Below are 11,947 nucleotides of genomic sequence, written 5' to 3'. Positions count from 1 at the left end.
ATGGGCGCAGAGACACAGCCAGGAAGCGGTTCGCGCCAGCGCATCGACAAATGGCTGTTCTTCGCGCGAATGGTGAAATCGCGCTCGCTGGCGCAGAGCCACATCCAGTCCGGGCACGTCAGCATCAACGGTACGCGCTGTGGGCAGCCGAGCCAGACGGTCAAGGTAGGCGATCGGGTGGAGCTGACGCTGGAGCGAAGGGACATCATTCTCGTCGTTCGCCTGCCGGGCGACCGGCGCGGACCCTATGAGGAGGCGAAGCTGCTCTATGAGGATCTGTCGCCGCCTCCGGATGAGGCAAAACGCCTCACCCCCTATGAGCAGGCCATTCGTGCCACCGGCTCCGGAAGACCGACGAAAAAGGAACGGCGCGCAATTGACAGGCTTATGTCGGATGAGGATTAGAAAACTCTTCCTGCCGTGGGCTTTTCGAAGATCGTTTGTCCTTGAAATCCTGCCGTAAAGTCGATACGTCACACACAACCTGCCGGGTAGCGTGCTTGCCTCCCAAGCCTGTACACGCTTTATCTCCGGCTTAGGGGACAGGCGCGACGTTCCAGGTTGCCCGGCCCCGCCCGCATGGAAAATCCTGGAGTTCTTCATGACCTATGTCGTGACCGACAATTGCATCCGCTGCAAATACACCGATTGTGTTGAAGTCTGCCCCGTCGACTGTTTCTACGAGGGCGAGAATTTCCTCGTCATTCATCCCGACGAGTGTATCGACTGTGGCGTTTGCGAGCCGGAATGTCCCGCTGAGGCGATCAAGCCCGATACCGAGCCGGGTCTCGACAAATGGCTGAAGATCAACGCCGAATATGCGAGCATCTGGCCGAACATCACCGTCAAGAAAGAGCCGATGGCCGAGGCCAAGGAACTGGACGGCGAGGCTGGAAAATTCGAGAAATACTTCTCGGAAAAGCCTGGCAGCGGCGACTGAAAATCGCGGCGTGCAATGCTGTTGAAACCGGGTTCAGCGGCAGGTTAAACGTTTCAGATTACGCGTGAGTCACATGGAGGCTATGTGTTGCCGACATGACTCACGTTAAGCAAATTATTGATTTCCTCATATTTTTGTGATACGTTCACCACACTGTTCCATTTGTGGCATGACGCATGCCCAAAACCATCACGAAAGTAAAACAAATCCGCACGCGGTTTCCGTGACATATCAATAACTTGAGCTGTCGGATCCCAAGATCGCGCGCAAGGAGACCTTTTGCTTCTGTCTGGTGGAACCAGAGTGAAGTCACCCGACGGATTTAACCGTCTCATCCGGGCCTGACTGACCCGGCTCCGGCCGCCGCCGGAAGCGTAACAGGGAGTTTTTGATTAGAATGACCACCCAGCAGAAAAAACCTTCTACCGCACGTCACGGCTTCAAGACTGGTGAATCGATCGTGTACCCCGCACACGGCGTCGGTACCATCACGGCTATCGAAGAGCAAGAAGTCGCCGGCATGAAGCTTGAACTTTTCGTCATCGATTTCGAAAAGGACAAGATGCGTCTGAAGGTTCCGGTCGCGAAAGCCATGAGCATCGGCATGCGCAAGCTTTCCGAGACCGATTTCGTCGAGCGCGCTCTCAAGGTCGTGCAGGGCAAGGCTCGCGTCAAGCGCACCATGTGGTCCCGCCGCGCCCAGGAATATGATGCCAAGATCAATTCCGGCGACCTGATTTCCATCGCAGAAGTCGTTCGTGACCTCTACCGTGCTGAGAACCAGCCGGAGCAGTCCTATTCCGAGCGCCAGCTTTATGAAGCAGCTCTCGACCGCATGGCTCGCGAAATCGCTGCCGTCAACAAGATGTCTGAAACCGAAGCTGTTCGCCTCGTCGAGACCAACCTCAACAAGGGTCCGAAGCGTGGCAAGGTAATCGAGGAAGACGACTCGCAGGACGAAGCCGCTTGATAGAGCTTTGTTTTTGCTGACAAAAAAACCCGGCCTTGGAGCCGGGTTTTTTATTGGAACTTTTTTGCCGTTGCGACGTTCATACACAGTAATGCGGACTCACCAGAGCTCATGAAGCTCGGTCTGAAGCCGCTGGAGCTGTCAGCGTTCGATGAGGAGCGGATCATGATTTCCAGAATTTGCCTTTGCGGCAACCTCAAGAAACAGATCCAACCCTGCCGTCTTGCCGGCACATGAAGAGAGATAGGGCCTCCTCCTGAAAAGTCCAGGAGGAGGCCTTTATGCATTCAAGACCCTGTTTTGCTCTGGTTCAGTGATGTTCCGGAAACGGTGTTTGCTTGTTCATTTTTAGGCACGTGGCCCATTTAGGAGAGCGATTATGAAGAACATGTCTGCAGATCGGCGCATGATCAAAATAGCAATGGCGGCTCCCTATCTTGCCCGTGAAGAAGAGCACAATCTGGCGATCCGCTGGAAGGATCACGAAGACCGGGGCGCCCGCAACCAGATTGCCATGGCGCATATGCGCCTCGTCATTTCCATGGCAGGCAAGTTCCGCAATTTCGGCCTGCCGATGAGCGACCTCGTACAGGAAGGTTATGTCGGGCTTCTGGAGGCAGCAGCTCGTTTCGAACCGGCACGCGATGTTCGCTTTTCCACCTATGCAAGCTGGTGGATCCGCGCCTCGATCCAGGACTATATCCTGCGCAACTGGTCGATCGTGCGCGGTGGCACGAGTTCGGCTCAGAAGGCGTTGTTCTTCAATCTGCGCCGTCTGCGCGCCAAGCTTGCCAAAGGCGACACGCAGCTGACGCTGCAATCCATTCATCAGGAAATTGCCGCTGCCCTCGGTGTCAGCCTCGCCGACGTGCAGACCATGGATGCGCGCCTTTCCGGAAACGACGCCTCGCTGCAGGCGCCTTCTGTTTCGGGCGATGCCGACAGTGCCGAGAAGATGGATTTCCTCGTCAGCGACGAACCGCTGCCGGATGAGCAGGTCTCCAACATGATCGATGGCGAACGTCGCCGGATCTGGCTTGCATCTGCCCTCAAGCATCTCAACGAGCGTGAAATGAAGATCATCAGCGCGCGCCGGCTGGCCGAAGACGGGGCGACACTCGAAGAACTCGGCGCTGACCTTGGCATTTCCAAGGAGCGCGTGCGCCAGATCGAAAGCCGGGCGATGGAAAAGCTTCGTACGGCACTCGTCAGCGCCGATCCGCACATGGCAGCCTATGCCTGACCAGGAATTACTCCCCAGCAGCACAGACTGGCCCGGCATAAGCCGGGCCTTTTTTATTCGGAGATGATCTTCACGCGGTCGCCAGGGGAAACGGCAGCGCCCGTCGGCAGGGCGTTGATCAGCTTGAAGAGATCGAGCTTGCGATCGGTGCCCATCATGCGGGAGGCGAGCGTTGTAATATTGTCGCCGGGGCGGACCGTGACCACCCGCACGCGCAGGGGTTTCAGCGAAGCTGCCTCATCCGGCGTCATACGACGGAAGCTCGTGCGCAGAACGTTTGCCGTCGGCTCCAGTGAAGGGTTTCCCTTCGGCACTGCTGTCAGAAAGCGGAAGATCTGGTTGTTGTTTCTGATGACAGTGACGTCGAAGTCCCAGCGGTCGGCAGTGGCGCGCGCGGTCGCAGCCTCCATGCCATTGACGTTGATCGGCTGGATGGTCGAAGGATCGAGGCCGGTAACCCAGCCGCTGGAAATGTAATTCGTCAGGCTCTGGTTCTGGTTGTCCGCCACGCCGTCAAAGCGGATGGCGATATCGTTCGGGCCGGTTGCCATTACGGCCTCGACCTTGTTGTCGATGCTGAAGTCGGGCGGCACGTCAAAGCGGATGCCGAGGCCGCCGTGCAGGAATGTCTGGCCGCGCACATATCCCTCTTCCGGGCTGTCGCCATAGAGAAGGCCATCTATGCCATCGAGATAGTAGTCACGGCCCTTGTCGCCGACCGAGCCCTCCTGGCCGAAGGCGCGGGCATGGCTGCGGGCAAGCTCGATGCGCTGGGCGGAGTTCGGATGGCTCGACAGGAAGTCCAGGCTCTGGTCGGCCTCGGGATCGACCGACATGAAGCGGCTATAGGCAGCCATGGAATCAAGGAATCGGGCTGCGGCATAGGGATCATAGCCGGCTTCGCCGAGCATGCGTACACCGATAACGTCTGCCTGCAGTTCCTGCTGACGGGAGAATGCGGCGAGACGCAGCTTGCCGCGGGCAAGCGCCTGTTTGCCGGCTATATCACTCGATAGCACTTCGGCGACGACGCGGCTGGCGATGACTTCCGCCTCTTCGCGCTTTTGCCGTTCGATGCCGTGGTTTGCAGTGACGTGGCCCATTTCGTGCGACAGCACGGCCGCGACTTCCGAGGCGTCGTTGGCGAGCGCCAGCAGGCCGCGGGTGACGTAGAGATAACCGCCTGGCAGCGCGAAGGCGTTGATGGCGGGTGAATTCAGGATGGTGATACGGTAGGACTGGCTCGGATTTTCCGACACCGCCGTCAATGCGCCGGCGATGCGGGCAACAAGACGTTCGGTCTTGGCATCCTTGTATTCGCCGCCATAGCTCGCAACGATGCGCGGATGCTCGCGGGCGCCCATGGCGGCCCGCGGGTCATTCTTCTGCACTTCATCGACGATTTGCGGATTGGACGAAGGACCGACGGTCGGCTGATAGGATTGTTCGATCAGCGATTCGCAGCTGTTCAGTGCGACTGCACAGGCCGACAGCAACAGAAGACGGCGCCCCCAACGGAGCGCCGCAAAAATGGCATCACTGGAAAGCGCGGGCGATTTCCACGTCGTCATGCTGTCCAGTCTGTCTCTCCGCACCATCTTAAGTCGCCGGTCTGCCGCGTCTTCGGGCCGGCCGTTGCCAGGAAAATTCAATAGGCTTCCGCCTCGGTTCTCGCACTGCACAATCGGCCCATCCAAGTCTTTGCTGTAGCCGATTTCCGCATGGGTTGCATAGCGAGACTCTATCTAAATGTGGCGCCGTTGCATTTCGGCAATGCCTCGCTTGTCGAGGCACTTCTGGCTCCGATGAAATTATGGCGAAAGTTCCATCGCAAGTGCAGATTCCGGCCGCACTGCGGAAAAAATCGGTCAGTACGGCGACCGATACGGGCAACTATAACGCCTGCGCGAAGAATGCAATTAATGGTTGCTATGATTTGACTGAGTTGAGCAGACCCAGGGGTGGTCGTGCGCCTCCTGCTTATTCCGCAGCTTCGGCGGTGGCGCTGGCCGGGCTGGCCTTCTGTTCGCCGGCGCGGGGCAACTGTACAGGCTTCAGCATGATGGCGGCGACCAGACCGATCAAAGCAATGCCGCACGAGGTCATGAACAGCGGCGAGAAGGCGGAGGCATAGGCGTCAGCCACGGCCTGACGGCTGGCGTCGGGAAGCGCTGCCATCATTTTCGGCGTCAGTTCCTCGATATTGGCTACACCCGGTATGGAGGAGCCGAGTCTGCCGAGCTGCGATGCAATGATCGCACCGTAGATGGAGATGGCAATCGATGCGCCGCCCATGCGCGACAGCGTCACCGAGCCGGTCGCAGCACCCACATCGCGGGCCGGTGCGGCGTTCTGAACGCCGATGACTGGAACCTGCTGGGCAAGACCGATGCCAATGCCGTGCAGCAGCATGATCGCGCCGATGAAGACAATCGGCGTACCGGCATGAACCTGAGAGATCAGCGCAAAGGCGATGGCGCTGCAGGTCATGCTGGCGATCGCAAAAGGCTTGTAGCGGCCGGTCTTCGAAATGATGCGGCCGGCATTCAAAGAGCCGACGACGAGACCGCCCGTCAGCAGGATGAAGAGCAGACCAGCGCCCGAGGGTGATAGACCCGTCGTCGTCTGCAGGAAAAGGGCGAGGTAATTGACCATGCCGATGGCAATGCCACCACCCATTATCGAGATCACCAACAGCAGACTGAACGTGGAATTGCGGAAAAGCGGCAGCGGCACGATCGGCTCCGGCGCGCGGCGCTCGACGAAAACCCAGGTGATGGCGCAGATCACGCCGAAGGTGACGATACCAATGCTCTGCGGCGAGATCAGCGCACCGAAAAGCTCGCTGCTGTCGGTCGCAAGTACGATGCTGGTTGTCGTCAGCGCCAGCAGGAGCGCGCCGGCATAGTCGATCTTCGGTCGGCGATGCGGCTTGCGGTAGGGCAGCATGAAGGCGAGGCCGGTAAGCACGATGAAGCCGATCGGCACGTTGACGAGGAAGATCGAGCGCCAACCGAAGAGATCGCTCATCGTGCCTCCGAGGACCGGGCCGATCGCGCCTGAAGCCATCAGTACAAGGCTGGAATAGCTTTGATAACGGGCGCGTTCGCGTGGCTCGAAGAGGTCGGCATTGACGGCGAAGATCGAAACCATGATGCCGCCGCCGCCGAAACCTTGCAGCACACGCGCAGCGATCAACGTGTTCATGGATACAGCGAGACCGCAGACCGTCGACCCGATCGTGAAGATCGCGATTGCCGTCATCATCACATATTTGCGGCCGAAGAGATCACCGAGCTTGCCATAAAGAGGCATAACGGCACTCAGTGAAAGCAGATAGGCCGAACCGACCCAGCCGAAGCGATCCAGGTGACCGAATTCGCCGACGATGGTCGGCAGTGCGGTGGACACGATCTGATTATCCAGCGTGGCCATAAACATGGCGGTCATCAGGAAGAAGAAGAGGATGAGCCGTCGACGGGGATCCGTTACGAGCGGTGCGGGGGTGAGTTGCATATCCATGGGATGCCATTTTCATTAGGTCGGCTTTTTATGTGCTAATGTCATGTATTTGTCAATGGCACGTTATTGACATTGGCATATTTTAATTTTGATTCCCGTCTGTTATGGTTCCGTCATGAATGAAACCTTGACCAAGACAAGACCGACCGAGCTTGATGATCCTTCCATGGATAGCGTGCCGCGCATCGGCCGCACCATGACGCGCATGCGTATGATGACAGGCCGCCGGCTGATTGGCCGGCTGGCGATTCAGAGCGTGGCGCCCGATCTGGAGCTCTCGCATCTCGACGTGCTCGATGCCGTGAGGCGGGCTCAGGCAAACGGCGAAGCAACCGTTGGTGCCATTGCCGAGACGCTGCGCATCGATCCATCGCGGGCGAGCCGGGTCGTGTCGGACATGGTCGGCCGCAACGTCCTGCGCCGCGAGGCCTCACAGGCGGATGCACGCCGGATCGTCGTCGTCATGACGCCGGTCGGGCAGAATTTGCTGGCAGAAATCCAGGCTCAGAAACTCGCCTTCGTTTCCGAAGTCGTGCGGGACTGGCCACAGGAAGAAATCGACAGTTTCTCGCGGCTGTTCGAGAAATTCATCGGCGGCTACGAGACGATCTTCCTTTCCCGCGACAAGGATACGCCGGGCTGAAGAAAATAGTCCGGGCGTTTGATCTCGCTCAAGCTGACCCGTCCGAGGCAAGCCTAAGTCTCTCTCCGTTCGACGAGATCAGGAGAGATTCACATGAAACATCATCCGCTTCGGCTGCGGGGTATTTTCGCCGCCATCGTTTTCGTGTCCTTCGGGCATGCGGCGCTTTCCGCCGATCTGGCGCCTCCATCGGCTTCTGTACAAAGCGCATGGCAGATACGCCTGCGTGCGCTCGGCGTGATCACGCGCGACAATGGTTCGGTCGATGGCATTTCCGGATCCGGTCTGTCCTATTCGGACACAGTGGTTCCGGAAGTGGATATCTCCTATTTCTTCACCGACAATATTTCGGCGGAGCTCATTCTCGGCACGACCTATGCCAATGTGCAAGGCGAAGGCTCGATTGCCGGCCTCGGAGAAATCGGCAAGGCGTGGCTTTTGCCGCCAACGCTGACGCTTCAATATCATTTTACCGATTTCGGTGCCTTCCAGCCCTATCTCGGTGCCGGTGTGAACTATACGGTCTTCTACAACCAGTCCGGCAAAAGCGCCGACAGGCTCGACGTGAAGAACACGTTCGGCGTGGCGCTGCAGGCGGGCTTCGACTACATGTTCGATGAACACTGGGGGGCGAACCTGGACGTGAAGAAGATATTCCTGCGCCCGGATTTCGATGCGACAGTCGGCGGCGCCGATGTCAGCGGCAAGGCAAAACTCGATCCCTGGCTGATTGGCGCCGGTGTAACCTACCGCTTCTAAACTGAAGGCGCCGGATTCGCGCCGCCTCTTCCCCTTCACCCCCCGTTTGCGCTATGGGCAATGCCCATGAGCCAATCCACCTTCACCATCCTGCTCGGCGGGGCACTCAGCCTGACGGATCGTCTGCGTGACGCCGTGCGGGACAGCCGCTTCATCGCGGCTGACGGCGGCATGCGCCACGCAGCGGCGTTGGGGGTGGTGCCGGAATTGTGGGTTGGCGATTTCGATTCCACACCGCCGGATCTCGACGGTGCATTTCCTGACGTGCCGCGCCAGCCCTATCCGGCCGCAAAGGCCGCGACTGACGGTGAAATCGCCGTTTCCGAGGCGATCGAACGTGGCGCCAAACGCCTGATCCTTGCCGGCGCCCTGGGTGGCGAACGCACCGACCATGCGCTTCAACATTTGCTATATGGCGTCGAACTGGCCCAGGAAGGCTTTGACGTCCTGCTCACGTCGGGCAGCGAGGAGGCAGTGCCTTTGCTTCCCGGCTCGTTCGAGATCGATCTTCCCCAAGGCAGCCTGTTTTCCGTGCCAGGGTTCAGCGAATTGAAGGGGCTATTCATCGAGAATGCCCGCTATCCGCTCGCGGACTTCCATTTGCCCTTCGGCTCGTCGCGCACCATTTCCAACGTGGCGGAGGGCCCTGTGCGCTTTTCGCTCGCCAGCGGCAGGGCCATCGTGCTCGCGCGGCCTTATGATCTTTCCGGAGTCTGATACTTGGCGCCCCCCATTCTGAAACTTGACGACATCTTCCTGAGCTTCGGCGGCACACCGCTCTTGGCAGGCGCCGCCCTGCAGGTGGAAGCCGGCGACAAGATCTGCCTTGTCGGCCGCAACGGCTCGGGCAAATCGACGCTTCTGAAGATCGCTGCCGGCCTCGTCGACGCACAGTCGGGCGACGTTTTCCGCCATCCGGCGTCGACGGTGCGCTACCTGGAGCAGGCGCCGGATTTTGCCGGTTTCCAGACCGTGCAGGCCTATGCCGAGGCTGGGCTCGGACCGGGCGACGATCCCTATCGCGTTACTTACCTGCTATCGCATCTCGGACTGACCGGGGAAGAGAACCCGAATAACCTTTCCGGCGGCGAGGCGCGCCGCGCGGCCCTCGCTCGCGTGCTGGCGCCGGAGCCCGATATCCTGCTGCTTGACGAGCCGACCAACCACCTCGACCTGCCGACCATCGAATGGCTGGAAGGCGAGCTGCAGAAGACGCGCAGTGCGCTGGTCCTGATTTCGCATGACCGTCGCTTCCTCGAAAAAGTCTCGACGGCGACAGTCTGGCTGGATCGCGGTACATCGCGGCGGCTCGACAAGGGCTTTGCGTTTTTCGAAGCCTGGCGCGATCAGGTGCTGGAGGCGGAAGAGCTGGAACAGCACAAGCTCGGCAAGGCGATCGAACGTGAGGAGCACTGGCTGCGCTACGGCGTAACCGCGCGGCGCAAGCGCAATATGCGCCGCCTCGGCGAATTGCAGACGATGCGGGCGCAATATCGCGGTCACAAAGGGCCGCAGGGAACGGTCCAGGCGAGTGCTTCCGACGCGCAGGAATCAGGCAAGCTGGTCATCGAAGCGGACAAGATCACCAAGAGCTACGATGACAGGCCGATCGTCACGCCATTTTCGATCCGCGTGCATCGTGGCGATTGCATCGGTCTCGTCGGGCCGAACGGCGCCGGCAAGACGACGCTCCTGAAGATGCTGACGGGACAGCTTTCGCCTGACAGCGGCACGGTGAAACTCGGCACCAATCTCGAAATCGCCACCCTCGACCAGAAGCGCGAGGATTTGAATCCTGACGATACGCTTGCCAATTACCTGACGGACGGGCGCGGCGAGAATCTGCTGGTCAATGGCGAGCAGCGGCATGTGACCGGCTATATGAAGGAATTCCTGTTCCAGCCGGAGCAGGCGCGTACGCCGATCAAGAACCTCTCCGGCGGCGAGCGCGCCCGCCTGATGCTGGCGCGCATCCTGTCACGACCGGCAAACCTGCTCATTCTCGACGAACCGACCAACGACCTCGACATAGAGACGCTGGATCTGCTGCAGGAGATCGTCACGGGCTTTGTCGGCACCGTCATCCTCGTCAGCCACGATCGCGATTTCCTCGACCGCACGGTGACCTCGACGATTGCGCCTGCCAATCCGGAAACACCGGATGGGCGCTGGATCGAGTATGCCGGCGGTTATTCCGACATGCTGGCACAGCGCAAGGGTGCGGCCGAGGAGCGTAGGCGGGCCGAGAAAGCCGCGGAAAAGCCGAAAGCGCAGGAGGCTGCGGCTGCCGCTCCTTCGGCTTCAAAGGGCAAGCTCTCCTATAAGCAGAAATTCGCGCTCGAAAACCTGCCGAAGGAAATGGCCAAGGCAGAAGCGGAGATTGGCAAGCGGGAAGAGAGGATGGCTGATCCGAACCTCTTCACCAAGGATCCGGCGGCCTTCAATCGGCTGGCTGGCGAGATGGAGAAGCTGCGCGAAAGTCTGGTCAAGATGGAAGAGGAATGGCTGGAACTCGAAATGTTGCGCGAGGAACTGGAAGGCTGATCCGAAAAAATTCTTCCGTTTGTCGGATCGGGTGGTTTTCGTCCGTCCTTGAGCCGAACGTGATCAACGGCATGGCGCCGTTACACCAAAGGGAGATTTTTCATGCGCATGATTTTCGTGAACCTGCCGGTCAAGGATCTCGTCAAGTCGAAGGAATTCTTCTCGGCGCTCGGCTTTTCCTACAATCCGAATTTTACCACTGACGATGCCGCCTGCATGATCGTCGAGGAAAATATCTATGTGATGCTGCTGACCCACGCCCACTTCCAGCAGTTCATCGAAGGCGATATCGCCGATACGTCGAAGGGTAAGGAAGTCCTAACCTGCCTTTCGGCCGGCAGTCGCGGCGAAGTGGATGACTACTTGAAAAAGGCATTGGCGGCCGGCGGCAAGCCCTGGAAGCCGATCCTCGATATGGGGCCAATGTATGGATGCAGCTTCCAAGACCCCGACGGCCATGTCTGGGAAATCATGTATATGGATATGTCCGCGGCCGGCTGAGGCGGTCTCTGCGGACTCCGGCAACGACCGGTTTGCCGGGGTCCGCTTCCTCACTTTTCCTTGATTCGCACGTGTCGCGACACGCGGCATACACTGCTTTCCGGCAGCCGGGGATTGTGCCGATCAATGGCGATAAGGAAGAGTCACATGTCTCGCAAATCCTATACCAGAATAGTCATGGCGCTTGCAGCCAGCAGCTTCCTCGTGCTTGGCCTTTCGCAGGCGGCGAGTGCGCAGGAAAGCCAGCGCTTGCGCGTGCGGGGCACGATCGAGAGCCTCAACGGCGATACGCTTGTCGTCAAGACCCGCGAAGGCAGCGATGCGACGGTTGCGCTCAAATCGGGCTGGAAAGTCGCCGGTATCAAAAATGCATCGGTCGACGACATCAAGGTCGGCGATTTCGTCGGAGTTGCCTCGCTGCCGAAAGGCACCGGTCCCGATGGTGCCATCGAAGTACTGATCTTCCCCGCGTCGATGAAAGGCACCGGAGAAGGCAACCGTCCGTGGGATCTGCAGCCGAATAGCTCGATGACGAATGCGACCGTCAGCAACGCGGTGAAGGCCGTCGATGGACATACGATCACGCTGACTTATCAGGGCAAGGAAAAGACCGTCTCGATTGCCGACGGCACGCCGATCGTCACCTTTGCTCCGGCGACGAAAGCTGATCTGAAGCCGGGTGCCGGTGTCATCGTCATGGCGGAAAAGGCAGCCGACGGGGCCATCTCGGCTTCGCAGGTCACCGTCGGCGTGAATGGTGTGACGCCGCCAATGTGAGCTCGTCCGGAGCACCCGGACACCAAACGCCGCACATTTTGCAGGAAT

General features: G+C 59.3%; 12 protein-coding genes. 10 read left to right on the top strand and 2 right to left on the bottom strand.

The window, feature by feature from the left end:
- The 4 genes from LVY75_31915 to LVY75_31900 all read left to right on the top strand — a co-directional run bounded on the left by LVY75_31915 (position 1) and on the right by LVY75_31900 (position 3,153).
- A complete protein-coding gene (locus LVY75_31915; protein XAZ23354.1) occupies positions 1–405 on the top strand; it encodes an RNA-binding S4 domain-containing protein in 405 nt (134 codons plus the stop codon).
- A 196-nt stretch (positions 406–601) separates the two neighbouring features.
- Positions 602–940 (top strand): ferredoxin family protein, encoded by a 339-nt coding sequence (locus LVY75_31910; GenBank protein XAZ23353.1) that lies wholly within the window; start codon positions 602–604, stop codon positions 938–940.
- A gap of 397 nt (positions 941–1,337) precedes the next feature.
- On the top strand, positions 1,338–1,910 hold the full coding sequence (locus LVY75_31905; protein ID XAZ23352.1) for a CarD family transcriptional regulator: 573 nt from the start codon (positions 1,338–1,340) through the stop codon (positions 1,908–1,910).
- Positions 1,911–2,289: 379 nt separating this feature from the next.
- Positions 2,290–3,153 (top strand): RNA polymerase factor sigma-32, encoded by an 864-nt coding sequence (locus LVY75_31900; protein ID XAZ23351.1) that lies wholly within the window; start codon positions 2,290–2,292, stop codon positions 3,151–3,153.
- A gap of 53 nt (positions 3,154–3,206) precedes the next feature.
- On the opposite strand, the gene LVY75_31895 is transcribed toward LVY75_31900, so the two are convergent.
- Positions 3,207–4,751 carry a M48 family metalloprotease gene (locus LVY75_31895; GenBank protein XAZ23350.1) on the bottom strand — a complete coding sequence of 515 codons (1,545 nt, stop codon included), beginning with the start codon at positions 4,749–4,751 and terminating at the stop codon, positions 3,207–3,209.
- Between the two features lie 382 nt (positions 4,752–5,133).
- Positions 5,134–6,675, bottom strand: coding sequence for an MFS transporter (locus LVY75_31890; protein ID XAZ23349.1), 1,542 nt, complete (start codon positions 6,673–6,675; stop codon positions 5,134–5,136).
- A 115-nt stretch (positions 6,676–6,790) separates the two neighbouring features.
- On the opposite strand from LVY75_31890, the gene LVY75_31885 reads away from it, so the two are divergent.
- The 6 genes from LVY75_31885 (at position 6,791) to LVY75_31860 (ending at position 11,899) form a co-directional block, all read left to right on the top strand.
- Positions 6,791–7,318, top strand: a complete 528-nt coding sequence (locus LVY75_31885; GenBank protein ID XAZ23348.1) for a MarR family winged helix-turn-helix transcriptional regulator — start codon at positions 6,791–6,793, stop codon at positions 7,316–7,318.
- Positions 7,319–7,411: 93 nt separating this feature from the next.
- A complete protein-coding gene (locus tag LVY75_31880; GenBank protein ID XAZ23347.1) occupies positions 7,412–8,077 on the top strand; it encodes an OmpW family protein in 666 nt (221 codons plus the stop codon).
- Positions 8,078–8,143: 66 nt separating this feature from the next.
- Complete coding sequence (locus tag LVY75_31875) at positions 8,144–8,794, top strand: thiamine diphosphokinase (GenBank protein ID XAZ23346.1); 651 nt, start codon at positions 8,144–8,146, stop codon at positions 8,792–8,794.
- 3 nt (positions 8,795–8,797) lie between these two features.
- Positions 8,798–10,621, top strand: coding sequence for an ABC-F family ATP-binding cassette domain-containing protein (locus tag LVY75_31870; GenBank protein ID XAZ23345.1), 1,824 nt, complete (start codon positions 8,798–8,800; stop codon positions 10,619–10,621).
- A 102-nt stretch (positions 10,622–10,723) separates the two neighbouring features.
- Positions 10,724–11,122 carry a VOC family protein gene (locus tag LVY75_31865; GenBank protein ID XAZ23344.1) on the top strand — a complete coding sequence of 133 codons (399 nt, stop codon included), beginning with the start codon at positions 10,724–10,726 and terminating at the stop codon, positions 11,120–11,122.
- Between the two features lie 147 nt (positions 11,123–11,269).
- Complete coding sequence (locus tag LVY75_31860; protein ID XAZ23343.1) at positions 11,270–11,899, top strand: hypothetical protein; 630 nt, start codon at positions 11,270–11,272, stop codon at positions 11,897–11,899.
- Positions 11,900–11,947: the final 48 nt, after the last annotated feature.

The sequence above is a fragment of the Sinorhizobium sp. B11 genome (assembly GCA_039725955.1).
Classification (GTDB): Bacteria; Pseudomonadota; Alphaproteobacteria; order Rhizobiales; family Rhizobiaceae; genus Rhizobium.
This window is presented reverse-complemented; position numbering and strand designations above follow the sequence as displayed.